The following is a 23,975-nucleotide window of genomic DNA, read 5'->3' on the forward strand; positions in this document are numbered from 1 at the left end:
GGGCTGGCAAGCGGTTGCGACAATCGCTATCTGGCGGCCATGAATGAGATGACCCCGCTCGCCCGTCCGCCGCGCCAACGCAAGCCGGACTGGATTCGCGTCAAGGCGCCCACCAGCGCCGGCTTCGCCGAAACCAAGCGGCTGATGCGCGAGAAGAACCTCACGACGGTGTGCGAAGAGGCGGCGTGCCCGAACATCGGCGAGTGCTGGACCAAGAAGCACGCGACGGTGATGATCCTTGGCGACACCTGCACGCGGGCCTGCGCCTTCTGCAACGTCAAGACCGGGATGCCGCGCGCGGTCGACCCGCTGGAGCCGCAGCACGTCGCCGAGGTCGCGGTGCAGATGGGGCTCCAGCACATCGTCGTCACCTCGGTCGATCGCGACGATCTGCCCGATGGCGGCGCGCGCCAGTTCGTGCGGGTGATCGAAGCGATCCGCAAGGCCGCGCCGGCAACGACGATCGAAATCCTGACCCCCGATTTCCGCAACAAGAGCGATGCCGCGGTCGAGATGATCGTCGCCGCGCGGCCCGACGTCTACAACCACAATCTCGAGACCGTGCCGCGGCTCTACCCCACGATCCGCCCCGGCGCGCGCTATTACGCGTCGCTGCGGCTGCTCGAAAGCGTCAAGAAGCTCGATCCGTCGATCTTCACCAAGTCGGGCGTCATGCTCGGGCTGGGCGAGGAACGACTCGAGGTGCATCAGGTGATGGACGACATGCGCTCGGCCGATGTCGATTTCCTGACGATGGGCCAGTATCTCCAGCCGACTCCGCGCCACGCCAAGGTGATGGATTTCGTTACCCCGCAGGCGTTCGATGCCTATGCCGCGATCGCGCGCGCCAAGGGTTTCCTGCTGGTCGCCTCGTCGCCGCTGACGCGGTCGAGCTATCATGCCGGCGACGATTTCGAGCGGATGCGCGCCAATCGCGAAGCGAAGCTGGCCCAGGCCGCCGCGCCAACAGCCTGATGCCGCAGCACCACGAGATCCGCCATCTTCCATATAGCTGCGAACAGATGTTCGATCTGGTCGCCGACGTGAAAAGCTATGCGCAATTCCTGCCTTGGGTCAGCGCGATCCGGGTGCGTTCGGACAATGCGACCGAGATGGTCGCGGACATGATCGTCGGCTTCAAAGGGCTGCGCGAGACGTTCACCTCGCGGGTCGCCAAGGTGCGGCCGCGTGAAATCCATGTCGATTATCTCGACGGCCCGCTCAAATATCTCCGTAACGACTGGAAGTTCACGCCGGAAGGCTCTGGATGTATGGTCGATTTCAACGTCGACTTCGCGTTTCGGAATCGCGTGTTCGAGATGTTGGCGGGGCAGGTGTTCGATCGCGCGCTCAGGAAGATGATCGGCGCGTTCGAAGCGCGCGCGGCCGAGCTTTATGGCGCGGATGCGAAGGGTTCTGCGTCGGGCATCAGCAGTTCGAGCGCACATAGCGCGGCCTGAAGCCGCACCCCGCCACGCCCCTGATCGCCAAAGTCCTTGGCATCGGCGACGACATCGGCCGGATCGGCGCCGCGTTCGGCGCGCGCGAATACCACGCGGCCCACCGGCTTGCGCTCGCTGCCGCCGCCCGGCCCTGCGATCCCGGTGATCGCCACCGCAACATCGGCGCCGCTCTGTTCGAGCGCGCCTTGTGCCATGCTCCACGCGGTTGCGATCGACACCGAACCGAAGGTCTCGATCATGTCGCTGCTGACATGGAGCACCGCCAGCTTGGCCTCGTTCGAATAGGTGACATAGCCCGCCTCGAGCACGTCGGACGACCCCGGAATTTCGGTAAGCGCCGCGCACACGAGCCCGCCCGTACAGCTTTCGGCCAGCGCGATGCGGCGACCGGCGGCTTTGTTGGCATCGACCACGCGCTGCGCGGCGGCGACGAGTTCAGCGGGGAGAATCGTCTCCATGGGTCAGCGCCTCTGCGCCGGGCAGAGCGGGAGATCAAGCGTCGGCATGCGCGTGTCGATCGCACCGGCGGCCTGCTTCTCGCGAATCAACTCCAGCGCCGACACCACCAGCCCCGCGGCGTTGCGCGGCGGAAGCGGCTGGAGCAGCGTCACCATATGATCGATCGCAGCGCAGTCGCTGGTCTGGATCTGCCCGACCAGCGCCGGGGCGAGCACCGACACCAGCAGCGGCCGCGTAAAATCGGATTGCAGCAGCGGCGCCATATCGGGCCCGGCGACCTTTTCGAGCGCGGCGCGCGCCTGCGGCCAGGCCTGGTTCGCGGCGGCGTCATATTGCGCCAGGAAGGCGCCGCTCGTCTGGCGGATCAGCGCGGTAACTGGCAGCACGGGGGCGCAGGCGCGCCCGGTCTGGCGGATGATTTCGGGCATCGCGACCAGCGTGATCGATTCGGCTTCGGCGGTGGTGATGCACGGTGTCGCCGCGGTGGCCGCCGTGCCGGAGGCGACCAGCGCGATCGCGCTCAAACTGGCAAGGAACTTCATACACGATCCTTTGATAGAGAGATGGCGCCGGGAACGGGGGCGGGGACACGGACGGTCGCGATCGCCTGCGCGGCAATACCTTCGCCGCGGCCGACGAACCCGAGCCGTTCGGTGGTGGTCGCCTTGATACTGACCTGATCGGGCCCCAGCCCGAGCAATTCGGCGATCCGCGCGCGGATCGCCTCGCGGTGCGGGCCGATCTTCGGGGCCTCGCACATCAAGGTCAGGTCGACGAAATCGATCATGCCGCCGCGCTCGGCGACGAGCCGCGCGGCGTGTTGGAGGAACTGGTCCGACGCCGCACCGCGCCACTGCGGATCGCTCGGCGGGAAATGCGTACCGATATCGCCCGCGGCGATCGTGCCGAGCAATGCATCGGTCAGCGCATGGAGCGCGACATCGGCGTCGCTATGCCCCGCAAGCCCCTTGTCGTGGGGGATCAGCACGCCGCCGAGCCACAATTGCTCGCCCGCGACGAGCCGGTGGACGTCGAACCCCGTGGCGCTGCGCGAGACCATCGCGGCGCCGAGGCGCGTCTCGGCGGCGGCGATGTCGGCGGGGTAGGTGATCTTGTCGAGCATCGTCTCTCCCTCAACCAATGCGATAGTGCCGCCGAGGCGACGCACCATCTGCGCGTCGTCGGTTGCTTCCTCATCGCCGGGCCAGCGTTGATGCGCGGTGCGTAGCGCGTCGAACCTGAACGCTTGCGGAGTCTGGACCCGGTAGAGCCCCTCGCGCGCCACCGTCTCGCCCAGCGTCGTGCTGCCGCGCGCGAGCGTGTCGGCAACCGGCAGCACCGGCACCGCGCCGTCGTGCGTCTCGAGCGCTTCGAGCAGGCGGTCGATCACCGCCGCGCAAAGGAAGGGGCGGGCGGCGTCATGGACCAGCACCCGCGTCACCGCCTCGTCTGCCAACGCGTCCAGCCCGGCTTGCACCGATTCCCGACGCGTCGCGCCGCCGGTGACGTGGCGAACAGCACCGAGCGCGGTTGCCAGCATCGCCTCCTGCCCGGCGCCGATCACCACGATCACGCGGTGGATCGCGGGATGCGCCGCCAGCGTGGCGTAGCTATGGGCGAGCATCGGCCTGCCGCCGAGCATCTTGAATTGCTTGGGCGGGCCGCCGAGCCGCGTCCCCTGGCCGGCGGCGACGATCAGCGCGATCGTGCGGTGAATGGTCATCGCGTGCGCCTAGCCCAAGCGCGCGCGGCTTGCCAGCAGCGGGCGTCTCGGATAAAGCGCTGCCCAATTTTCAGGCACATTATGACGACACTCGCTCCCATTCAGGTCGGCCCCGTGCGGATCGACAGCCCCGTCGTGCTGGCGCCGATGACCGGCGTCTCCGACATGCCGTTCCGCACGCTCGTGCGCCGTTACGGTTCGGGGCTCAACGTTACCGAGATGATCGCGAGCCAGGCCGCGATCCGCGAGACGCGCCAGTCGATCCAGAAAGCGGCGTGGCATCCGCTCGAAGAACCGGTGTCGATGCAGCTCGTCGGCTGCACCGCGCTCGAAATGGGCGAGGCGGCCAAGCTTGCCGCCGACAAGGGCGCCGCGATCATCGACATCAACATGGGCTGCCCGGTGCGCAAGATCGTCAACGGCTGGGCAGGATCGGCGCTGATGCGCGACCTCGATCTGGCGAGCGCGATCGTCAAGGCGGTGGTCGCCGCGGTCGACGTGCCGGTAACGCTCAAGATGCGGATGGGCTGGGATCATGCCAGCCTCAACGCGCCCGAACTCGCGCGGATCGCCGAGGACATCGGCGTCAAGATGATCACCGTCCATGGCCGCACCCGCTGCCAGATGTACAAGGGCAGCGCCGACTGGAGCTTCATCCGGCAGGTGAAGGACGCGGTGTCGGTGCCGGTGCTCGTCAATGGCGACATCTGCTCGATCGAGGATGCCGAAACCGCGCTCGAGCAATCGGGTGCCGACGGGCTGATGATCGGGCGCGGCGCTTACGGCCGGCCATGGCTGCTCGGCCAGATGATGCATTGGTTTGCCACCGGCACGCGGCGGCCCGACCCCTCGCTCGATGAGCAATATCTTGTTATTGCAGAACATTACGAGGCGATGCTGTCGCATTATGGCACCGAAACCGGGGTCAATATGGCGCGCAAGCATATCGGCTGGTACACGCGCGGGCTGCACGGTTCGGCGGAGTTCCGCAACACCGTCAACCAGGAACCCGACGCCCGGGTCGTCAAGAAGATGCTCGCCGAATTCTATGCGCCGTGGCGCAATCGTGCCGCGGCCTGAGAATGTCGTCGCCGGTGGCCCCGGCCTGTCCGAACTGCTTACGGCGTTGCCGGTCGGCGTGCTCGTCATCGACCCCGATCGCCGGATCGCGCGGGTCAATACGGCGTGCGAGCAATTGCTCAACCTGTCCGAGCGCGTTCTGGTCGGCCAGCGGCTCGATGATGTGCTTGCCTTGCCCGGCCCCGCGCGCGCGCGCCGTGACGGCCATGCGCTCGCGGCGTTCGATGTCGAGATCGAAACCAGCCGCGGCGCGCGCGTCCGCGTCGATTATCTCGAGGCCTTGCTCGGCGACCATGCCGGGTGGCGCGTGATCACGCTCCACCATGCCGCCACGCCGCGCGCGATGGGCGTATCGCCGGGCCGCGATGCGGGCGCGCGCGCGGCGGTGGGCGCGGCGGCGATGCTCGCGCACGAGATCAAGAACCCGCTGTCGGGTATCCGTGGCGCGGCACAATTGCTCAGTGGCGGGGAAGGGGCGGGCGACCTGACCACGCTGATCGTCACCGAGGTCGATCGGATCGCGGCGCTGATCGACGGGATGCAGGATTTCAGCGACACGACCCCGCTCGAATTGACGTCGGAGAATATCTATCCGCTGCTCGATCACGCTCGTCGCGTGGCACGCGCCGGGTTCGCGCGCGACGTGACGATCGACGAGCATTTCGATCCGTCGCTGCCGCCGGTGCTCGTCAACCGTGATGCCTTGCTTCAGGTGTTCATCAACCTGCTCAAGAACGCGTCCGAGGCCGTCGCGGGGCAGGCCGAACCGCGGATTCTCCTCACCACCGCATATCGCCAGGGCGTCGCGATCGATGCCGGCCCCGACAAGCCGCGCCGCGCGCTGCCGATCGAACTCGCGGTGATCGATAACGGCCCCGGTGCGCCGCCCGATATCGCCGAGCTGCTGTTCGATCCGTTCGTTTCGGGCCGGCCCGAGGGCAAGGGGCTGGGACTGGCGCTGGTCGACAAACTGATGCGCGCGATGGGCGGGATCGTCCAATATGCGCGCGAGGGCAGCCCCGAGGCAACCGTGCTCCGGGTCCGGCTCGCGCGCGGGGAGGCGGCATGACCGCGACCGTGCTCGTCGTCGACGATGATGCCGCGATCCGCACCGTCGTTGCGCGCGCGCTCGACCGCGCCGGGCACGATGTCGTCACGGCCGGATCTCTGGCCGAGATGGCGCGCGCGCTCGATCGCGGCTTGCCCGACGTGCTCGTCTCCGATGTCGTGTTGCCCGATGGCAACGGCCTCGACGCGGTCGCGACCTTCGTGCGCGATCATCCGCGGCTGCCGGTGATCATCCTGTCGGCGCAGAATACGCTCACCACCGCGGTCCGCGCGACCGAGGTCGGCGCTTATGACTATCTGCCCAAGCCGTTTGACCTTGATGTCCTGGTGCGCGCGGTGGCGGGGGCGCTGGCGCGGGAAGGCGGGGTGCCGGTGGCGCCGCTGGGCGAGGATGACGCCGCGCTGCCGCTGATCGGCCGGTCGCCGGCGATGCAGGATGTGTATCGCACGATCGCGCGAGTCGTCTCGAACGATCTCACCGTGCTGGTGTCGGGTGAATCGGGCACCGGCAAGGAGTTGGTGGCGCGCGCGATCCACGATCTCGGACCGCGCCGCCACGCGCCGTTCGTCGCGATCAACATGGCCGCGATTCCGCGCGAGTTGATCGAATCCGAGCTGTTCGGCCACGAACGCGGCGCCTTCACCGGCGCACAGGCACGCGCGGCCGGGCGGTTCGAGCAGGCCGGCGGCGGCACCTTGTTCCTCGACGAGATCGGCGACATGCCGATGGAGGCGCAGACCCGGCTGCTGCGCGTGCTCCAGTCGGGCGAATTCACCACCGTCGGGGGCGGGCGGGCGATCCGCGCCGATGTCCGCATCGTCGCCGCGACCAATCGCGATCTGACCCGCGCGGTTGCCGACGGGCGGTTTCGCGAGGACCTGTTCTACCGGCTCAATGTCGTGCCGATCGCGCTGCCGGCGTTGCGCGAACGGCGTCAGGACGTCGCCTTGCTCGCGCGGCACTTCCTCGAGCGCGCGGCCGAGGCGGGGCTGCCGCGCAAGCAACTCGACGCGCCAGCGATCGCGCTGCTCGAGGCGCATGACTGGCCGGGCAATGTCCGCGAACTCGAGAATATCACGCGGCGGATGGCGGTGCTCAGTCGTGACAGCGTGATCGGCGCGGCCGACGTGCGCGCGACGCTCGGCGCGGCATCGCCCGATGTGACGGTGCCCGATGGGGCCACGCACGATGCCGGGATCGAGGCCGCGGTGACGGCGCTCGTCGGACGTCTCGCGCGCGCGACGCCCGACGCGCTCACCGACGGCACGCTCTACGATCGCGTGATCGCCGAGGTCGAGCGCCCGTTGATCCGCGACATGCTCGCACGCAACGGCAATAACCAGCTCCGCACCGCCCGCGCGCTCGGCATCAACCGCAACACGCTGCGCAAGCGGCTCGACAGCCTCGGAATCGCGCTCGACGCGGACGACGAAGAGCGGCCATCCGGTTCTGGAGATCGGTGAACGGGGCTAATATGTGTTTTGCTTGCACGGGCATTGTTGTATTCGTGCAACGATGAGTGGCGAGGCGGTGACAATTGCGGGCGGTGAGCCGCACCGCTGGCAACCCGGGTTGTCCTGGCCCGCGCTGGTCGAAATCGGCGTGCTGGCGGCCGCGATCCTGATGGGGGTCGCGACCTATTTCATCCTCGATAGCAGCAGTACTTCTCAGAAATTACTCAGTCCCGGCGTTGCGGCATTGCTTTTGCTGGGAAATCTTTTGCCGGTGGCGGCGCTGCTGGTGCTGATCGGGCGCCGGGTCGCGAAGCGCCGGGCGGCACGTGCCGACGCCGCCGGCGATGGCAGGCTGCACGTGCGGCTGGTCGCGATCTTCTCGTTGATCGCCAGCGTGCCGATCGTGCTGACGGTGATCGCCGCATCGGTGATGTTCCAGTCGGTCAACCAGTTCTGGGCATCGAGCAAGGCGGAGAAGGCGTTCAACTCGACGATTGCGCTGGTCGAGGATGCGCAAGGCCAGTTCATCGATCGCTGGGTGGCCGAGGCGCGCGCGATGGCGACCGATCTTGGCGACAACCGCAATGTCTACCCGGTCGGCACCGAGACCGGGCACAATTATCTCGCGCGGCAGACCTTGTATCGCAACCTCAGCGAAGCGGTGCTGTTCACCTATGAGGGCAAGGACGGGATCAACGTCGTCGATGTGGTCAACCCGCCCGACGAAACGGCCTTCTCGGAACGTGTCACACCTGAATTGCTCAAGCTGATGAGCAAGCAGCAAAATCCAGCGATCAACCGCACGCCTGATACGATCTGGATCGTGATCAACGTGCCCGATGCGCCCGACCTGTATCTGTACATCGGCACGCATGTGAACGCGACCTTCATCAACCGCCAGCACCTCGCGGCGAGCGATCTGATCAACGAATATCGCACGCTCCAGGAGCATTCGCACGCGCTCCAACTCAAGTTCAACGCGGCGCTGTTCGCGGTCGCGGTGCTTATCATCGCGCTGACGGTGTGGATCGCGCTTGCGGTCGCCGATCGGCTGGTGCGCCCGGTCAACGAGCTTGTCGGCGCGGCGCTCAGGGTATCGGAAGGCGACCTTGCGGTACGCGTGCCCGAGCCGCGGACGCGCGACGAAGTGGGCGCGCTCGGCACCGCGTTCAACGTCATGACCGCGCGGCTTCAAACGCAGACGACCGCGCTTGAAAGCCGCCGCGCGCTGATCGAAGCGGTGATGTCGGGGGTCACCGCGGGGGTGATCTCGATCGATTCCAACCGCACCGTCCAACTCGTCAACAGCTCGGCGGTGGCGCTGCTCGATTCGGAGCGCGGCGATCCTGTCGGGCAACCGCTGGCCGCGCTTTCGGCCGAACTCGATGCCTTGCTCGATAGCGACACGCGTGAGGCGGTGATCCAGGTTGCCGCCGCCGAGCGCGAGCCGCGCACGCTCGCGGTCAAGATCACGCGCGACGCCGCGGGGCAGGTGCTCACCTTCGACGATATCACCCAGCAATTGCTCGATCAGCGCCGCGCGGCCTGGTCCGATGTCGCGCGCCGGATCGCGCATGAGATCAAGAACCCGCTCACCCCGATCCAGCTCGCCGCCGAACGGCTCCAGCGCCGCTATGGCAAGCAGATCGACAGCGCCGACCCCACCTTCAAGCGGCTGACCGAAACGATCGTGCGCCAGGTCGGCGATCTGCGCCGGATGGTCGACGAATTCTCGTCGTTCGCGCGGATGCCCAAGCCCGTTTTTCGCGAGGAATCACTGGTCGATATCGGCCGTCAGGCGCTGTTCCTGCACGAAGTCGCGCATTCGAACATCCACTTCACCTTCGAGCATAGCGGCAATGCGGTGATGCTGGTGTGCGATCGCCGCCAGATCGGGCAGGCGCTCACCAACATCGTCAAGAACGCCGTCGAGGCAATCGACGCGCGCGGCACGGATGCCGATGGCGCGATCGTGATGCGGCTTTGGGAGGATAGCGATCCCGATAGCGTGACGATTGAGGTCGCGGACGACGGTGTCGGGCTGCCGATCGAGCGCGATCGCCTGGTCGAGCCCTATATGACCACCCGGTCGCGCGGCACCGGGCTTGGCCTCGCGATCGTCAAGAAGATCGCCGAGGAACATTGCGGCACCGTTACCTTCGCCGATCGTGACGGCGGGGGCACCAAAGTGACGATGACCTTCGATCGCGCGATGCTGGCCGCGATCGACACCGGCGACGGATCGGACGCCGATGACGCCCGCGATCGCCCGCTTCCCGCTCTCACCAGAAACCGGACCCCCTGATTATGACGCTCGACATCCTTGTCGTCGATGACGAACTCGATATCCGCGAACTCGTGGCGGGCGTGCTCGAGGACGAAGGCTATGAGGCGCGCAACGCAGCGGATAGCGATGCCGCGCTGGAGGCGATCGCGGCGCGACGGCCGTCGCTGGTGCTGCTCGACGTGTGGCTTCAGGGCTCGCGGCTCGACGGGCTCGACCTGCTCGACGAGATCAAGCGGCGCGACCCGTCGATCCCGGTGCTGGTGATCTCGGGGCACGGCAATCTCGATACCGCGGTCGCCGCGATCCGCCGCGGTGCTGCCGATTTCATCGAAAAACCGTTCGAGGCCGAGCGGTTGCTGCTGATGGTCGAGCGCGCGACCGAGACCGAGCGGTTGAAGCGCGAGATCGCGTCGCTGCGGGCCTCGGTGGCGAGCGAGAGCGATCTTACCGGCGCGTCGGCGGCGATCAACGCGGTGCGCGCGACGCTCAAACGCGTCGCCTCGACCGGCAGTCGCGTGATGATTACCGGCCCGGCCGGGGTCGGCAAGGAGATCGCGGCGCGGCTGCTCCACGGCTGGAGCCCGCGCGCGAGCGCCCCGTTCATCGTCGTCAGTGCCGCCCGGATGACGCCCGAGCGCGTCGAGGAGGAATTGTTCGGGGTGGAGGAGGGCGGAGATCTCGTCCGGCCCGGCATGCTCGAACAGGCGCACGGTGGCACGCTGTTCCTTGACGAGATCGCGGACATGCCGCTGACGACGCAGGGCCGCATCCTGCGCGTGTTGACCGACCAGAGCTTCACTCGTGTCGGCGGCCAGCGCATCGTCAAGGTCGACGTGCGTGTCGTCTCCGCCACCGCGCGCGACCTGACCGAAGAAATCGCCGAGGGGCGGTTTCGCGAGGATCTCTATTACCGGCTCAACGTCGTGCCGGTCGCGATTCCGCCGCTGGCCGACCGGCGCGAGGATATTCCGCCGCTGGTCGATCATTTCGTTGCGCATTATGCCGCCGAGCGCCGCGTGCCGACCCCGGAGATTGCCACCGATGCGATGGTCGCGCTGCAATCGTGCGATTGGCCCGGCAACGTGCGCCAGCTCCGCAACGTCGTCGAGCGCACCGTGATCCTGGCGCCGGGCGATCGGATCGGCCGGATCGAGATCGACCTGCTGCCCGCCGAAGTGCTCGGCGAGCAGGGTGATCTCGGCGGCAACGGGACCGCGGCGATCATGGGCGCGCCGCTGCGCGAGGCCCGCGAGACGTTCGAGCGCGAATATCTGCGCGTGCAGATTCGGCGGTTCTCGGGCAATATCTCGCGCACCGCGAGCTTCATCGGGATGGAGCGCTCGGCGCTGCATCGCAAGCTCAAGCTGCTCGGAATCACCGAAACGCGCGAATCCTGAGCCGGCAGTGGACGCGGCGTCGCCGCATCCCTAAAATTGAAACAGCGTGCCGATAAAGGTGCGCATCCTGACGCCGGGAACCGGCGCGCCGCAGGGCCATGACCCTGCCAATAAGGACAGCAAGATGGCCGAAAAACACAGCTCCCTCCAGGATCTCTTTCTCAACGCACTGCGCCGGTCGAAAACACCGGTGACGATGTTCCTCGTGAAGGGCGTCAAATTGCAGGGAATCGTCACCTGGTTCGATAATTTCTCGGTGCTGCTGCGCCGCGACGGCCAATCGCAATTGATCTACAAGCATGCGATCTCGACGATCATGCCATCGGGGCAGATCGATGTCGCCGAGATCGTTGGTTCGATGGGAGAAAGCAGCAAGAAGCCAATGCTTCTGCAGGAAGTTTTTCTGAGCGCAGTGCGCAAATCGGAAGAGGGCGTGACGATGTTTCTCGTCAACGGCGTGATGCTCCAGGGGCATATCGCGGCGTTCGATCTGTTCTGCATGTTGCTCCAGCGCGACGGCATGTCGCAGCTTGTCTACAAACACGCCGTCTCGACCGTTCAGCCGGCGCATCCGCTCAATCTGGCGGAAGAGCAGGCGGATTCGAGCGAAGATTGAGCACCGGGTTCGATCGCGATCGGGATGATTTCGCTCGCGGCGCGCGCGCCGTCGTCGTGTTCCCCGATCGGGGGCAATCGAGCCGCGACGCCGAGGCGCGGCTCGATGAGACGGCGGGGCTCGCGCTGGCGATCGGGATCGTCGTTGCTGATCGCGTCAACGTCAAGCTGCGCGCACCCAAGCCCGCGACCTTGCTCGGCAGCGGGCAGGTCGAGGCGCTGGCGGCGACCGCGCGGATGGAGGATGCCGATCTCGTCATCTTCGATGCCGCGCTGACGCCGATCCAGCAACGCAACCTCGAAACCGCGCTCGACGCCAAGGTGATCGATCGCACCGGGCTGATCCTCGAAATCTTCGGCGAACGCGCGGCGACCGCTGAGGGACGGCTTCAGGTCGAATTGGCGCATCTCGATTATCAGGCGGGGCGGCTGGTCCGCAGCTGGACCCATCTCGAGCGTCAGCGCGGCGGCTTCGGCTTTCTCGGCGGGCCCGGCGAAACGCAGATCGAGGCCGATCGCCGACTGATCCGTGATCGCATGGCGCGGCTGCGGCGCGAGCTCGATCAGGTCAAGCGCACGCGTGGGCTGCATCGCGATCGGCGCCAGCGCGCGCCCTGGCCGGTGATCGCGCTGGTCGGCTATACCAATGCCGGCAAATCGACGCTGTTCAACCGGCTCACCGGCGCCGACGTGTTCGCCGAAAATTTGCTGTTCGCGACGCTCGATCCGACCTTGCGGCAGATCCGCCTGCCCGGCATCGACAAGGCGATCCTTTCCGACACGGTGGGGTTCGTCTCCGAACTGCCGACCCAGCTCGTCGCGGCATTCAAGGCGACGCTCGAAGAGGTAGCCTCAGCCGATTTGCTGATCCACGTCCGCGATGTCGCGCACCCCGACAGCGAGGCGCAACGCGCCGATGTCGAGGCGGTGCTGACCGAGATCGGCGTCGACGAGGCAACGCTCAGGATCGAGGCGTGGAACAAGCTCGACCTGCTCGATGCAGCCGAACGCGAGGAACGCCTGGGCGACGCGGCGAAGCGCGAGGATGTCGTCGCGGTCTCGGCGCTGACCGGGGAGGGGGTGGAAGCGTTGATGGACAGGATCAGCGCGGTGCTCACCACCAGCCACCGACGCTATCGGATCGCGCTCGACCCCGCCGATGGTGCGGGCGCGGCCTGGCTGCACCAGCATGGCGAGGTGCTCGATCAGGCGATGGAAGGCGATGCGCTGGTGTTCGAGATGCGGATGGCGCCCGCCGATCACGAACGCTTCGCGACGCGATTCGGGTAGCGAGAACAAGAAGGGAACGCCGGGGCAGGGAGCAGGGGCCGGCTATTCGGCTTGTTTCGCCGCGCTCCAGAGCATTTCCTTCTCATCGAGGCTGAGCCCCGCAAATCCATCGCCGGCGCGGCGCTCCATGTCGCGGAAGCGGCGCTCGAACTTTGTATTGGCGGCCCGAAGCGCGGCTTCGGGATCGATAGCGAGCTTGCGCGCCCAATTGACGACCGCGAACAGCAGGTCGCCGATCTCTTCGGTACGGTCCGCGTCGGTCGTCGCGGTATCGACTTCGGCCAGTTCCTCGACGATCTTGGCGCGCGCGCCGCTGGCATCGGGCCAATCGAAGCCGGTGCGCGCGGCGCGTTTCTGGAGCTTTTCGGCACGCAGCAGCGCGGGCAGGCCCAGCGCAACTCCGTCAAGCGCACCAGCGGCGGCGTCACCACGTTTGGCGGCGCGTTCCTCGGCCTTGATTTCTTCCCACAGGTGATGGCCGCCCTCGGCGCGATCGCCGAAGATATGCGGGTGGCGGCGTTCCATCTTGTCGCTGATGGCGGTGGCGACGTCGCCGAGATCGAACAGGCCGGCTTCTTCGGCCATCCGGCTGTGGAACACGACCTGGAGCAGCAGGTCGCCGAGTTCGTCCTTGAGATCGGCCATGTCGGCACGCTCGATCGCGTCGGCGACTTCATAGGCTTCCTCGATCGTATAGGGCGCGATCGTCTCGAAGGTCTGGACGCTGTCCCATTCGCACCCCGTTTTGGGATCGCGCAGCCGGGCCATGATGCGGACGAGGCGGTCGATCATCGGTGTGGAAGGCAGGCCGGAGGTGCTGGCGAAAGGGGCCCCTCGGGCGTTTCAGGATCAAGTTCGATAATATACATTATGTAAAATCTATCCATCGATCGGCACGAGGACGAGATCGCGCCCTTCCACGCGCCAGGCCTGCAATTGCGACAAAAAGTTCATCCCGATCACATTGGTGTCGCCGAACGCCGGCGACACGATCACCGGCAGATCGCGGGCGCTGAGGCTGCCGATCGTCACGCGGGCCGCACGCCCCGGCAGCGCGGCGATCGTCCCGTTGGCGGTGCTGATGATTTCGGGAAAGCCGCTTTCGTCGACGCGGATGCCCGCCGCGGCCGCCGTCGCTGCCGAGATCGCCGTCGTCGTCGCGCCGCTATCGATCAGCATCCGCCGCGTTGCGCCGTTGATCGAGACATCGGCCCAGAAATGCCCGTCCTCGGCCATCGGGATACGCATCGTCGTCCCCGAGATGCGTGAGCTGGTGCCGAATAGCGCCGTGTGGATGCCCGACCACGCCGCCGCCACGCGATGCCGCTGCGTCGCCAGCAGCAGCCCCAGCGCGAAGATCGCGATCCACGCGATCGCCATCTTGGCCACATGCCTGATCGGAAGCCGCCGCGCGAGCAGCGCCGAGAGCGGCAGGATCAGGCACAGCGCATAGAAAAGCGCGTTCTGGCTGGTCGCATCGTTCAAAGGACGATCTCCAGCCCATCATAGCCAGGCTCAACCCCGGCGGGCAGCGTCGCGCACAACGTCCGATAATCCATCGACTGGTCCATATGGATGAAGATGGCACGTTTGGGCGCGAGTTGCGCGATCCATTCGAGTGCGGTGGCGAGATCGGGGTGGCTGGGATGCGGGCGCGCGCGCAGGCAATCAAGAATCCAGACGTCCAGATTCCGATACAACGTCCGCATATCATCTGTCAGGATATTGAAATCAGTTGAATATCCTACAGATCGCTCTTCAACCGAGAAGCGCAGGCCGGCCGAATGGATCGAACCATGTGGTTGATCGACCACCGCGATCTCGATTTCCCCCACCGTCAGCCGATCGGGCAGAATTTCCGCTGTCGCCATGGCCGGATAGCCACCCTGCCCGCCGAACGCATAGGCAAAGCGCTGCTCGAGCGACGCCATCGTATCGGCGCGCGCCAGCCCGCGCACCGGCCCGCCGATCGCGTGATAGACCTGCCGCAGATCGTCGATCCCGTGGCAATGATCGGCGTGGTCATGGGTCCAGATCACCGCGTCGAGCGCCGCGACATCGGCCGCGAGCAACTGTTCGCGCATATCGGGGCTGGTATCGACGAGCACCCGCGCGCCGTCATGCTCGACCAGCAGCGAGGCACGCGTGCGTCGGTTACGGGGCTCGGCGGGATCGCACGCGCCCCAGTCATTGCCGATCCGCGGCACACCTGACGAGGTGCCCGAGCCGAGGATGCGAACCTTCACGCGCCGGTTTTCGCGAACAAGGTCTTGAAGTTACGCGTTGTCGCTGCGGCCAGTTCTTCGATACTTTCCCCGCGCAACGCGGCGAGGAAATGCGCGGTATCGACGACGAAGCCCGGCTCGCCCGTTTTGCCCCGGTGCGGCACCGGCGCGAGGAAGGGCGAATCGGTTTCGATCAGCAGCCGATCGAGCGGCAATCGCGCAGCGGTTTGCTGCAGATCCTTCGCGTTCTTGAAGGTGACGATCCCCGAAATCGAGATGTAGAAGCCCAGATCGAGCGCGATATCGGCAAATGCGCCGCTCGCGGTGAAACAGTGGATGACGCCGGGATACGCCCCCTTCCCCATTTCGTCGGCGAGGATCGCGGCGGTATCCTCCTCGGCGTCGCGCGTGTGGACGACGATCGGCAATTGCGTCTCGCGCGCCGCCGCCAGATGCGCGCGAAAGCTCGCCTGCTGGCGGGCGCGATCCGAATGATCGTAATAATAATCGAGCCCGCTCTCGCCGATCCCGACGACGCGCGGATGCTGCGCCCGTTCGACTAGTTTGGCGGTGTCGATATGGCTGTGCTGATCGGCCTCGTGCGGGTGGATGCCGACCGTCGCCCAGACGTCGGGCTCGCGCTCTGCGGTAGCGAGCACCGCGTCCCACTCGCTTTCGCGTGTCGAAATGTTGAGCATCCGCTCGACGCCGCGCGCGCGGGCGCGTTCGATCACTGCCTGCTGATCCTCGGCCAAGCCTTTGTAATTGAGATGACAATGGCTATCGACGAACATCAGTCGGCGGCCTCCTTGAGCTCGAGCCGGGGAAAGACCGGCGACGGCGGCGCGATCCGGAAATCGGCCGTGGCGAGCGTATCGTACCAACCCGCATCGTCGAGCGCGGCATGATCGCGCGCCTCGGCGCCAAGCTGATCGAGCACCTTGCCCGCCGAGTCGGGGATCACCGGCAAGATCGTGATCGCCAGCGCGCGGATCGCGCGGACCAGCGTCCCCAGCACCGCGTGCATTCGTGCCGAATCGGTTTTGCGCAACGCCCAGGGTGCCTGCACGTCGATATATTGGTTGCACGCGAATACGCCGCGCATCCATGCCTCGGTCGCATGCGACAGCCCGAGATCGGCAAATGCCTCGCGGAACGCGCTGTTTGCCTCGGCAACGCCTGCGAGCAGCGCGGTATCGGCCGCGTCGGCGCGCCCGGCCTCGGGCAGCGCGCCCTCGAGGTTCTTGGCGATGAACGAAAGCGTCCGCTGCGCAAGATTACCGAAGCTGTTGGCAAGATCGGCATTGGCCCGTGTTACAATCGCTTCTGCCGAAAAGCTGCCGTCCTGTCCGAAGCTGATATCGCGCAGCAGGAAATAGCGCAGCGCATCGACGCCATAAGCATCGGCAAGCGCGACCGGATCGACGATGTTACCGGTCGATTTGGACATCTTCTCGCCGCGGTTGAGCACGAAGCCGTGCCCGAACACCTGCTTCGGCAGGTCGATGTTCGCCGACATCAGGAAGGCGGGCCAATAAACCGCGTGGAAGCGGACGATGTCCTTGCCGATCAAATGCAGGTCCGCGGGCCACCAGCGCGCGAAATCGCCCGTTTCATCGGGAAAGCCGAGCCCCGAGATATAATTGGTCAGCGCATCGACCCACACGTACATGACATGGCCGTCGCTGCCGGGCACCTTGACGCCCCAATCGAAACTGGTGCGCGATACCGACAAATCCGACAGCCCGCCTTCGACGAAGCGCAAAATCTCGTTGCGGCGGCTCTCGGGCCGGATGAAATCGGGGTTGGCCGCATAATGATCGAGCAGCTTTTGCTGATAATTGGAAAGCCGGAAGAACCACGTCTCCTCGGCGGTCCACTCGACCGGGGTGCCGTTGGGCGAGAGTTTGCCCCCTTCCCCGTCGACCAGTTCCTTCTCGTCGTAAAACGCCTCGTCACGAACCGAATACCAGCCCTCATAGCGATCGAGATAGAGATCGCCCGCATCGGCCATCCGCTGCCACAGCGCCTGGCTGGCGGCGTGGTGATCGGGTTCGATCGTGCGGATGAAACGATCATGTGAAATGTTCAGTTTCGCTGCCATGTCCTGAAAATGACCGGACATTTCGTCGGCAAGCGCGCGAACGGGAACGCCGCGATCGCGCGCGGTCTGCACCATCTTCAGCCCGTGTTCGTCGGTGCCGGTCTGGAACCGCACGTCGCGCCCGGCCTGCCGCTGGAAACGGGCGATCGCATCGGCGGCGATCGCTTCGTAAGCGTGGCCGATATGGGGGCGACCATTGGGATAATTGATCGCGGTGGTGACATAATAGGGTTTGGGCATAGCCGCGCTGTTAAGCCATTCGCCGGGCCAAGCAAAGGTAGTGACTCGAGGGCTCGCTCAAATGGGGTCTAACGCGGCGAAGGCGTGGCCAGCCGCGCGACGATCCCCGCCATCTCGAACACCGTCGCCTGCGCGTCGAGCGATAGCGCGCGCGCACTCGCGGCGAGATTGCGCGCAGCGTCATGCGCGTCGAGCGCGGTGCGCAGGCGGTCGCCCTCGCGCCGGGCCGCCTCAGCCGCGACGAACGACGGCGTGCGATCGAGGAACGCCTCGTAGCGCGGCTGCGCGGCCTTGAGCGCGAGCGCCTGCGCCAGCCGGGAACGCTCGGCGTTGGTCGGATCGCCCCGCTCGGCAATCGTCGCCAACGCGTGATCGAGCGCCGCCATCTCGAGCCCGGCATAGCCGAGCGCGCGGCCGGGTGACCCCTGCCCCGCCGCGATCAGCGCTGCGATCTCGTCGTCACCGGCCTGCGGCAACGCTTCACGCAGCAAGGCTGTCATCGCCTCGCGCGGCAGCGGTTCGAAGCGCAGCAACCGGCAGCGCGAGCGGATCGTCGGCAACAGCCGCCCCGGTGCATGGCTGACGAGCAGAAAGATCGTTCCCGCAGGGGGCTCCTCAAGGCTCTTGAGTAGCGCATTGGCGCCGCTGCGCTCGAGGTCGTCGACCGCATCGATCAGCACCACGCGCCGCGACGACATCGACGGTGTGGTCGCGAACATCGCCTGGAGCGTGCGTACCTGCGCGATGGTGATGCTGCGCGCGAGATTTTCCCCCGGCTTGGCGGCATCCTTGGGCAGGCGTTCGAGCAAGCGGAAATCGGGATGCGAGCCCGCCGCGATCAGCGCGCGCGTCGGATTGTCGGGCGGCAGATCGAACCCCGCGCCGATCGTGCCGGGCACCGCGGCCTCGGCGAGCAACGCTGCCCCGGCCGCGCGCGCGAAACTGCCCTTGCCCACGCCCTCGGGCCCGGCCAGCAACCAGGCATGGTGCATCGAGGCGCCGTGCATCGCGGTGAGAAAGGCGGCCCGTGCCGCGTCATTGCCGATCAAGGACGTCATGGCAGCAGATCGGCGAGCCCGGCGAGCAACGCTTCGGTCACACTGTCGGGGGCGCCCGACGCATCGATCCGCCGCACGCGCTCGGGCTCGCGCTCGGCGAAACCGCGAAAGGCGGCAGCAACCGCATCGTGGAAACCGCCGTCGCGCGCGGCGAAGCGATCGGCGGCGGCGCCGTCACGTCCGGTCGCACGCACCGCCCCCTCGCTCGGGGCGATTTCGAGCACGAAGGTACGATCGGGCAGCAAGCCGCGCGACCCGAAGCCGTGGAGCGCCATGATCGCCGCATCGTCGATCCCGCCGGCCGCGCCCTGATAGGCGCGCGTCGAATCGATGAAGCGATCGGCGATCACCCAATGGCCGGCGCCAAGCGCGGGGTTGATCGTCTTTTCGACATGATCGGCGCGGGCGGCGGCAAACAGCAAGGCTTCGCTATGCGGGCTCCAGCGGGTGACCGCGCCCTGCATCAGCAGGGCACGGATCGCCTCGGCGCCCTCGCTGCCGCCGGGTTCGCGCGTCACCAAGGTGTGCAGCCCGCGCGCCTCCAGCGCGGCCGCGAGCCGCCGGACCTGGGTCGACTTGCCGGCGCCCTCCCCGCCCTCGAGCGAGATGAAGCGCCCGCGGGTCATCCGAACAGCGACGTCAGGCCGTTCCAGGCGCGCCGGAAGAAGCCCGCTTCGCCCACGTCGTTCGCGGCGACCAGCGGCACCGTCTGCGGGCCGGTATCGGGCAATTGGATGACGAGATCGGCGATGTGCTGGCCAGCCTTGATCGGCGCCTTGATCGGCCCCGAATAGACCACCTTCGCGCTCATCTCCGGCAAGGCGCCCGACGGCACGGTCACGGTCAGCTCGCGCGGGGCGACCAACCCGACCGACCCGGCGCTTCCCATCTGAACCTCGGCGGTCGAAACCTGCTTGCCCTTGGCGACGATCGGGTGCGCCTGCCACGCGCGGAAGCCCCAGTTCATGAAGCGCACCGATTCGCTGATGCGCTGGTTGAAGCTCGTCAGCCCCGATACCACCATCACCAGGCGGCGGCCGTTCTGTTCGGCCGACCCGGTAAAGCTGTAGCCCGATTCCTGGGTGTGCCCGGTCTTGAGCCCGTCGGCGCCCGCAACGCGGCCAAGCAAGGGGTCGCGATTGGCCTGCGTGATCGCCTCGCCGCCCAGCGTCTTGCCCCAGGTGAAATCGGGCTTCGAATAGAAGTTCTTATAGAGTTCGGGGAACTCCTCGATCGTCGCCTCGGCAAGCTTGGTCAGGTCGCGCGCGGTGACATAGCTGACGCCGTTATCGGGCCAGCCGTTCGAGGTGCCGAACTGGCTGTTGGTCATGCCGAGCTTCTTCGCCTCGGCGTTCATCTGCGAGACCCACGCCTCTTCGGTGCCTTGCAACCCTTCGGCGAGCACGACGCAGGCATCGTTCCCCGACAAGGTGATGATGCCGTAGAGCAGGTTGGCGACGCTGACCTGTTCGTTGGGGGAGAGGAACATCGTCGAGCCCGCCTTGGGCCCGTGCCAGCGCTCCCATGTCTCGGGGCGCACGGTGATCATCTGGTCGAGCTTGACCCGGCCCTGCTTGATCATGTCGAAGGCGAGATAGACCGTCATCATCTTCGCGAGCGAGGCCGGTGGAATCCGTGCGTCGGGGTTCTTCGCATAGAGCACCGCCCCCGATGACAGATCCTTCAGATACGCCACCGGCGCGGGCGTATCGAACGGCGGCGCGGCGGCCATCGTCGGATAGGACAGCGCGATGGCGGCGATCGAGGCGACGAACAGCTTCTTCATGGTGGATCCGTAACGCTGGAAGGGAACATTAATCGGTGAGGACGCGCGCATCGCCATAGCCGCGCTTGGCCGCGCCGTCACGCGCGCTCGTCGCCGCCGCGCGCGTTTCATACGGGCCGAGGCGAACGCGGAAATAGCGGCCCGCGGGCTGGACGGTGCCGCCGAGCGTCCTGGCAACCCCGGCGGCGCGATCGCGGGTCGAGAAGGTCGCGACCTGTACCTGATACCGCCCCGTCGCCGCGGCAACGGCGGGCTTGGACGCCGGTGTCGGTGTTGACGGCTTGACGACAGGTGGCACGGGTTTCGCTACGGCGGCGGGCTTGGGTATCGATGGCTTGGGCACGGGGGGCTTGTCGGTCGGCGGTTTGGCCACCGGCGCCACCGCAATCGCGGGCGGCGCAATCTTTTTCGCGTCGAGCATCGTGCGCAGCCCGGTGAGCAGCACCGGCGGCGCATCCATCCGCACCGATGCGGGGTGCCCGGCGCGGAGCGCGGCCACATCGACCGCGGGCGGATCGACCTGCCGCACGCGTACCGCCGCGCGATCGCCGCTGACGCCCAGCAACTGCGCGGCACCGGGCGACAGCGTCAGCACATGCCCGACAGCGACGGGGGCGGTGCCGCCAATCGCGACGAGGATCGTCTTGCCGCTATCGATCGCGGTCACTTCGGCGAAGCTGCCGGCGGCAAGCGCGGGCGACGCGGCCGAGATCGCGCCCGAGGCGTCCGCCCCGATCGCGGCATAACCGACATCGTCATAGCTTTTGACCGTGCCCGAGGTGCCGGCGGGGCCGGTTGCCTGTACCCCCTCGGGCAAAGGCGGCGCCTTGTCCTGCGCGATCGCGACCGCCGGCGCTGCGATCAGCACCAGCGCGAGCGCCTTATTGTTCCACTGCATCCGCCAACAGCCCCACCGATAACGCATAGAAATTCGAGCAATTGTAATCGAGAATGACACGGTAATTGCCGGTGAGCAAATAGGCCGTGGCGCCGGGGCCATCGGGTTCGAGCAGCGTCGCCATCATCTGCGGATCGGTGGGCCAGCCGCGCCCCTGCGGCACAAGGCCGAGCGCGCGCCACTCGGCGATCGTCTTCCACTGGCTGTGGCGCTCGAACACGCGCGGGCAGCGCGGCGAGACGGTGCGACCGACCAGCGCGGCGCGGTTGAGCCCGGCGGGGGTCGTCACCGCGAAGCCCCAGGGCTGGCCCTTGCGCCACCCGGCGTTGACGAAATAATTGGCGATCGAGGCGAGCGTGTCGGCGTCGCTGTTCCAGATATCGATCCGGCCGTCGCCATCGCCGTCGCGCGCGAGCCGCAGGAAGACCGAGGGCAGGAATTGCGGCCCGCCGGTGGCGCCCGCCCAACTCCCCTTGAGCGAGGATGCGGGCACGCCGCTGTCGATCATCTTGAGCGCGGCGATGAACTCGCCCGAAAACAGCGCCCGTCGCCGCCCCTCATAGGCCAGCGTGGCCAGCGAGCGCGGCAGATCGAACCCGCCCATATAGCTGCCGTAATTGGTTTCATGCCCCCAGATCGCGACCATGATCGATTCGGGCACGCCGCTTTCCGCCTCGATCCGCACGAGCTTGGAGCGATTGGCGAGATAGGCGCTGCGGCCACGCGTGATCCGCGCGGTATCGACATGGCGCGCCTTGTACGGCGCGAACATCGGGATCGGCGCATTGGGATTGCCGCCGGGCTGAGCACGATCGAGTTCGATCACCCGCGGGTTCATCGTCAGACCGGGGAAAACCGCGGCGATCGTCGCGCGGCTGACGCCGGCGGCCTCGGCCTCGGCGCGCAATGTTCCGAGATATTGCTGGAACCCGGCCTCGGTCTGCGCCGCCGCCGGGCCCGCCATGACGAGGCACGCGATCGCCGCCCCGCCCGCTGTGATCCAATTTGCTACGCTACGATACCCCCGCATGGGAGGATTCTTGCCACATCCGGCCGCGAACATGAACCCCTGATATCCCGCCGCTTGCACAAATCAGCGCATCCGCCCTAAGGCGGCGACAGCTGGAAGAGTGTCCGAGTGGTTTAAGGAACTGGTCTTGAAAGCTAACGGGGGTTTCAGCGCTCGGCAGCGCGGACCGGCGAAAAAGGAGTGTGGTTAGAATCGCTTAGCGGTGGGTCGGGAAATGGCTAAAGGTGAGCACAGCGCCGCCATCTAGCAGATTTCTAGCCGCGCCGCTGAATCGGTATGGAAGAGTGTCCGAGTGGTTTAAGGAACTGGTCTTGAAAACCAGCGACGGGGCAACCCGTCCGTGGGTTCGAATCCCACCTCTTCCGCCATAAATTATTGATTTCGCTGGATAATTTCAAATAGCACCGCCTCATGCCCACTGCGATGCCCATTTTGAGAATGGATTGATCTGGACGGATTTGGGCAGATTTGGCCGCTTGAGCGGCGGTAGCCGCTTGTTATGACGGTGACTCTCAGGAGCTTGCCAGTCGTTCGCAATCCGACAGAGCGGCGAGCGCCCACACCGAATCTCCAATGGCCGGATGGCCTGTGGCCTGCAACCATTCTCGCGCCATCGCATACTTGCATTGTAAAGTTAGGCTAGCCGCCACACCGTCATCTACGCGTTCCAGTTTGTACGCAAGGTGGACTCCGTCTTCCGCCGGTAGGCTGGCAATCCTGAGCGCAATATCTTGGGAACTCTCGCCCGATGGAGTCGGCTGACCGTGCCGCTCGTGGAGTTCGGCGATAACGAATGCGGTAAGAAGTTGGCGAAATGTGTCGGCCATGCTCGTCCCCTTGGGGGTTCCATATCATGGCAAGCACATAGTCGCCAGCATTCGCGCCCGGCAGGCCGATCCCGATTACGCCCCCACGATCCGCGCCACCACGCGCTCGATCTCGACATGCTGGGCAACCGCGAGCGCGAAATCGGCGGCGGGCGTCCCGTCAGCGATCGCAGCGGCGATCATCTCCGCCGGCACGGCATGGGCGGCGCCGATGCGCTTGATCGCTTCCTCGCGCGACACGGGCGGCTGCGGGGCCGGTTTCGGCTTCGGCGCCGGTGAGGGCGTCGGAGCCGCCGTGACAGCGACAGGCGCGCGCTCGCCGGGTAGCGGGGCGCCGAGTCGCTTTAAGCGCAACGCGAAGGCGTCCACGTTCATCTTTGCATACGGGTCGCCATTCGCGGCTTCGGCGAGGAATTCGCGATGGCGTGCCATGTCGGCTGCGATGCGGGTTTCGGTGGTCATCGTGGTACTTTCATTGGAATTGATGATGGAAGGCCGGGTCATGCCGGAAGCCGTGCCCACGCCGCCCGGATCGCATCACGATCGACCGGCGTGAACTGCGCAGCGACCTCGACTGGCACGCCACAGGCGCGGGCTAGCAGGGCGTCTTCGCCGGCATCGCCAAGCTCGATAATTTCGGCGAGAGGCGGCCGGCGCACGTGCACGGCGCGGATCAATTGGCCTGTGATAGGCACGGTCACACCACCAAACTGGAGCGCAACCGCGCTCACGCCGGCACCCGCGAACGCATAGGAACGATCGACTCCGCGTGCTCCATCGCCTCGCCAAGCGCTGCTTTCAGGCTTTCCCGGTCGGCCGACGAAAATTGCTTGGCGGTGCCGCGAGGCAGGCCGGCCGCGCGCTCTAACAGTGCATCGAGCCCGGCGTTGCGAAGTTCGTCAATTTCGGCATCGGACGGGCGGACGATCCACGCGGCCGAAATCGTGCGATCGCCGACCGTCAAGCCGTA

25 protein-coding genes and 1 tRNA gene are annotated in these 23,975 nt (G+C 66.5%); 10 read left to right on the forward strand and 16 right to left on the reverse strand.

The genetic code is table 11. The annotated features are described in order from the left end of the window. The first annotated feature begins 30 nt into the window (after nt 1-30). The gene (gene lipA / locus NFE57_RS10530) at nt 31-975 is read left to right on the forward strand and encodes a lipoyl synthase (protein ID WP_353653910.1); all 945 of its coding nucleotides are present in this window, start codon (nt 31-33) and stop codon (nt 973-975) included. After that, nucleotides 975-1,460, forward strand: coding sequence for a type II toxin-antitoxin system RatA family toxin (locus NFE57_RS10535; RefSeq protein WP_252135537.1), 486 nt, complete (start codon nt 975-977; stop codon nt 1,458-1,460). Before lipA ends, NFE57_RS10535 begins: the two co-directional genes overlap by 1 nt. Here NFE57_RS10535 and NFE57_RS10540 read toward each other — a convergent pair. From NFE57_RS10540 to NFE57_RS10550, 3 genes are read right to left on the reverse strand one after another with little or no spacing between them, the layout of a single operon-like run. Then, on the reverse strand, nt 1,394-1,921 hold the full coding sequence (locus NFE57_RS10540; RefSeq protein ID WP_252135538.1) for a CinA family protein: 528 nt from the start codon (nt 1,919-1,921) through the stop codon (nt 1,394-1,396). The two genes, NFE57_RS10535 and NFE57_RS10540, sit on opposite strands and share 67 nt — an antisense overlap. 3 nt (nt 1,922-1,924) lie before the next feature. Then, nucleotides 1,925-2,464, reverse strand: a complete 540-nt coding sequence (locus NFE57_RS10545) for a hypothetical protein (RefSeq protein ID WP_252135539.1) — start codon at nt 2,462-2,464, stop codon at nt 1,925-1,927. Continuing rightward, the gene (locus NFE57_RS10550) at nt 2,461-3,645 is read right to left on the reverse strand and encodes a bifunctional 2-C-methyl-D-erythritol 4-phosphate cytidylyltransferase/2-C-methyl-D-erythritol 2,4-cyclodiphosphate synthase (protein ID WP_252135540.1); all 1,185 of its coding nucleotides are present in this window, start codon (nt 3,643-3,645) and stop codon (nt 2,461-2,463) included. The genes NFE57_RS10545 and NFE57_RS10550 overlap by 4 nt, the downstream gene beginning before the upstream one ends. Before the next feature lie 81 nt (nt 3,646-3,726). Between NFE57_RS10550 and dusB the strand changes: the two genes are divergently transcribed. The 7 genes from dusB (at nt 3,727) to hflX (ending at nt 12,837) form a co-directional block, all read left to right on the forward strand. Beyond that, entirely contained in the window at nt 3,727-4,725 is a 999-nt protein-coding gene (gene dusB, locus NFE57_RS10555; protein ID WP_252135541.1) for a tRNA dihydrouridine synthase DusB, read from the forward strand. Then, a complete protein-coding gene (locus NFE57_RS10560; RefSeq protein WP_382280324.1) occupies nt 4,694-5,794 on the forward strand; it encodes a two-component system sensor histidine kinase NtrB in 1,101 nt (366 codons plus the stop codon). The genes dusB and NFE57_RS10560 overlap by 32 nt, the downstream gene beginning before the upstream one ends. Beyond that, nucleotides 5,791-7,257 (forward strand): nitrogen regulation protein NR(I), encoded by a 1,467-nt coding sequence (gene ntrC, locus NFE57_RS10565; RefSeq protein ID WP_252135543.1) that lies wholly within the window; start codon nt 5,791-5,793, stop codon nt 7,255-7,257. The genes NFE57_RS10560 and ntrC overlap by 4 nt, the downstream gene beginning before the upstream one ends. 52 nt (nt 7,258-7,309) lie before the next feature. Continuing rightward, nucleotides 7,310-9,553, forward strand: a complete 2,244-nt coding sequence (locus tag NFE57_RS10570; protein WP_252135544.1) for a sensor histidine kinase NtrY-like — start codon at nt 7,310-7,312, stop codon at nt 9,551-9,553. 2 nt (nt 9,554-9,555) lie between these two features. Then, nucleotides 9,556-10,932 carry a nitrogen assimilation response regulator NtrX gene (ntrX, locus tag NFE57_RS10575; protein WP_252135545.1) on the forward strand — a complete coding sequence of 459 codons (1,377 nt, stop codon included), beginning with the start codon at nt 9,556-9,558 and terminating at the stop codon, nt 10,930-10,932. 67 nt (nt 10,933-10,999) lie between these two features. Then, nucleotides 11,000-11,548, forward strand: coding sequence for an RNA chaperone Hfq (hfq, locus tag NFE57_RS10580; protein ID WP_286207788.1), 549 nt, complete (start codon nt 11,000-11,002; stop codon nt 11,546-11,548). Next, the gene (hflX, locus tag NFE57_RS10585) at nt 11,545-12,837 is read left to right on the forward strand and encodes a GTPase HflX (RefSeq protein WP_252135546.1); all 1,293 of its coding nucleotides are present in this window, start codon (nt 11,545-11,547) and stop codon (nt 12,835-12,837) included. Before hfq ends, hflX begins: the two co-directional genes overlap by 4 nt. A gap of 42 nt (nt 12,838-12,879) precedes the next feature. On the opposite strand, the gene mazG is transcribed toward hflX, so the two are convergent. The 10 genes from mazG to NFE57_RS10635 all read right to left on the reverse strand — a co-directional run bounded on the left by mazG (nt 12,880) and on the right by NFE57_RS10635 (nt 22,112). Next, the gene (gene mazG / locus NFE57_RS10590) at nt 12,880-13,629 is read right to left on the reverse strand and encodes a nucleoside triphosphate pyrophosphohydrolase (protein WP_252135547.1); all 750 of its coding nucleotides are present in this window, start codon (nt 13,627-13,629) and stop codon (nt 12,880-12,882) included. Nucleotides 13,630-13,716: 87 nt separating this feature from the next. Continuing rightward, on the reverse strand, nt 13,717-14,322 hold the full coding sequence (locus tag NFE57_RS10595) for a retropepsin-like aspartic protease family protein (protein WP_252135548.1): 606 nt from the start codon (nt 14,320-14,322) through the stop codon (nt 13,717-13,719). Continuing rightward, complete coding sequence (locus NFE57_RS10600) at nt 14,319-15,083, reverse strand: MBL fold metallo-hydrolase (RefSeq protein ID WP_252135549.1); 765 nt, start codon at nt 15,081-15,083, stop codon at nt 14,319-14,321. Before NFE57_RS10600 ends, NFE57_RS10595 begins: the two co-directional genes overlap by 4 nt. Continuing rightward, a complete protein-coding gene (locus NFE57_RS10605) occupies nt 15,080-15,856 on the reverse strand; it encodes a TatD family hydrolase (RefSeq protein ID WP_252135550.1) in 777 nt (258 codons plus the stop codon). Before NFE57_RS10605 ends, NFE57_RS10600 begins: the two co-directional genes overlap by 4 nt. Further along, nucleotides 15,856-17,406, reverse strand: coding sequence for a methionine--tRNA ligase (metG, locus tag NFE57_RS10610; protein WP_252135551.1), 1,551 nt, complete (start codon nt 17,404-17,406; stop codon nt 15,856-15,858). The genes NFE57_RS10605 and metG overlap by 1 nt, the downstream gene beginning before the upstream one ends. Nucleotides 17,407-17,474: 68 nt before the next feature. Continuing rightward, complete coding sequence (locus NFE57_RS10615) at nt 17,475-18,464, reverse strand: DNA polymerase III delta subunit-related protein (protein WP_252135552.1); 990 nt, start codon at nt 18,462-18,464, stop codon at nt 17,475-17,477. Continuing rightward, a complete protein-coding gene (gene tmk / locus NFE57_RS10620) occupies nt 18,461-19,090 on the reverse strand; it encodes a dTMP kinase (RefSeq protein ID WP_252135553.1) in 630 nt (209 codons plus the stop codon). The genes NFE57_RS10615 and tmk overlap by 4 nt, the downstream gene beginning before the upstream one ends. Then, complete coding sequence (locus NFE57_RS10625) at nt 19,087-20,250, reverse strand: D-alanyl-D-alanine carboxypeptidase family protein (protein ID WP_252135554.1); 1,164 nt, start codon at nt 20,248-20,250, stop codon at nt 19,087-19,089. The genes tmk and NFE57_RS10625 overlap by 4 nt, the downstream gene beginning before the upstream one ends. Nucleotides 20,251-20,278: 28 nt before the next feature. Continuing rightward, on the reverse strand, nt 20,279-21,148 hold the full coding sequence (locus NFE57_RS10630) for an SPOR domain-containing protein (RefSeq protein ID WP_252135555.1): 870 nt from the start codon (nt 21,146-21,148) through the stop codon (nt 20,279-20,281). Further along, nucleotides 21,132-22,112: a lytic murein transglycosylase gene (locus NFE57_RS10635; protein ID WP_252135611.1), complete on the reverse strand. Its 981-nt coding sequence runs from the start codon at nt 22,110-22,112 to the stop codon at nt 21,132-21,134. Before NFE57_RS10635 ends, NFE57_RS10630 begins: the two co-directional genes overlap by 17 nt. Nucleotides 22,113-22,456: 344 nt before the next feature. On the opposite strand from NFE57_RS10635, the gene NFE57_RS10640 reads away from it, so the two are divergent. Further along, a tRNA-Ser gene (locus tag NFE57_RS10640) sits at nt 22,457-22,546 on the forward strand. Between the two features lie 144 nt (nt 22,547-22,690). On the opposite strand, the gene NFE57_RS10645 is transcribed toward NFE57_RS10640, so the two are convergent. From NFE57_RS10645 to NFE57_RS10655, 3 genes are all read right to left on the reverse strand, one after another. After that, nucleotides 22,691-23,005: a hypothetical protein gene (locus tag NFE57_RS10645; protein ID WP_252135556.1), complete on the reverse strand. Its 315-nt coding sequence runs from the start codon at nt 23,003-23,005 to the stop codon at nt 22,691-22,693. A 75-nt stretch (nt 23,006-23,080) separates the two neighbouring features. Further along, nucleotides 23,081-23,467: a hypothetical protein gene (locus NFE57_RS10650; protein WP_252135557.1), complete on the reverse strand. Its 387-nt coding sequence runs from the start codon at nt 23,465-23,467 to the stop codon at nt 23,081-23,083. Between the two features lie 265 nt (nt 23,468-23,732). Beyond that, entirely contained in the window at nt 23,733-23,969 is a 237-nt protein-coding gene (locus NFE57_RS10655; RefSeq protein WP_252135558.1) for a hypothetical protein, read from the reverse strand. Between the last annotated feature and the right edge of the window lie 6 nt (nt 23,970-23,975).

The sequence above is a fragment of the Hephaestia sp. MAHUQ-44 genome (genome assembly GCF_023806085.1).
In the GTDB taxonomy this organism is placed as follows: domain Bacteria; phylum Pseudomonadota; class Alphaproteobacteria; order Sphingomonadales; family Sphingomonadaceae; genus Sphingomonas.

Bases quoted from the DNA above. Each gene is read 5' to 3' on its own strand.
- NFE57_RS10625 (WP_252135554.1), bottom strand. From the start codon at position 20,250: ATGAAGAAGCTGTTCGTCGCCTCGATCGCCGCCATCGCGCTGTCCTAT.
- NFE57_RS10635 (WP_252135611.1), bottom strand. From the start codon at position 22,112: ATGGCGGGCCCGGCGGCGGCGCAGACCGAGGCCGGGTTCCAGCAATAT.
- ntrC (WP_252135543.1), top strand. From the start codon at position 5,791: ATGACCGCGACCGTGCTCGTCGTCGACGATGATGCCGCGATCCGCACC.
- NFE57_RS10545 (WP_252135539.1), bottom strand. From the start codon at position 2,464: ATGAAGTTCCTTGCCAGTTTGAGCGCGATCGCGCTGGTCGCCTCCGGC.
- NFE57_RS10605 (WP_252135550.1), bottom strand. From the start codon at position 15,856: ATGTTCGTCGATAGCCATTGTCATCTCAATTACAAAGGCTTGGCCGAG.
- NFE57_RS10540 (WP_252135538.1), bottom strand. From the start codon at position 1,921: ATGGAGACGATTCTCCCCGCTGAACTCGTCGCCGCCGCGCAGCGCGTG.
- NFE57_RS10650 (WP_252135557.1), bottom strand. From the start codon at position 23,467: ATGACCACCGAAACCCGCATCGCAGCCGACATGGCACGCCATCGCGAA.
- ntrX (WP_252135545.1), top strand. From the start codon at position 9,556: ATGACGCTCGACATCCTTGTCGTCGATGACGAACTCGATATCCGCGAA.
- NFE57_RS10535 (WP_252135537.1), top strand. From the start codon at position 975: ATGCCGCAGCACCACGAGATCCGCCATCTTCCATATAGCTGCGAACAG.
- NFE57_RS10615 (WP_252135552.1), bottom strand. From the start codon at position 18,464: ATGACGTCCTTGATCGGCAATGACGCGGCACGGGCCGCCTTTCTCACC.
- NFE57_RS10630 (WP_252135555.1), bottom strand. From the start codon at position 21,148: ATGCAGTGGAACAATAAGGCGCTCGCGCTGGTGCTGATCGCAGCGCCG.
- dusB (WP_252135541.1), top strand. From the start codon at position 3,727: ATGACGACACTCGCTCCCATTCAGGTCGGCCCCGTGCGGATCGACAGC.
- mazG (WP_252135547.1), bottom strand. From the start codon at position 13,629: ATGATCGACCGCCTCGTCCGCATCATGGCCCGGCTGCGCGATCCCAAA.
- NFE57_RS10560 (WP_382280324.1), top strand. From the start codon at position 4,694: ATGCGCCGTGGCGCAATCGTGCCGCGGCCTGAGAATGTCGTCGCCGGT.
- metG (WP_252135551.1), bottom strand. From the start codon at position 17,406: ATGCCCAAACCCTATTATGTCACCACCGCGATCAATTATCCCAATGGT.
- NFE57_RS10570 (WP_252135544.1), top strand. From the start codon at position 7,310: ATGAGTGGCGAGGCGGTGACAATTGCGGGCGGTGAGCCGCACCGCTGG.
- NFE57_RS10550 (WP_252135540.1), bottom strand. From the start codon at position 3,645: ATGACCATTCACCGCACGATCGCGCTGATCGTCGCCGCCGGCCAGGGG.
- tmk (WP_252135553.1), bottom strand. From the start codon at position 19,090: ATGACCCGCGGGCGCTTCATCTCGCTCGAGGGCGGGGAGGGCGCCGGC.
- NFE57_RS10645 (WP_252135556.1), bottom strand. From the start codon at position 23,005: ATGGCCGACACATTTCGCCAACTTCTTACCGCATTCGTTATCGCCGAA.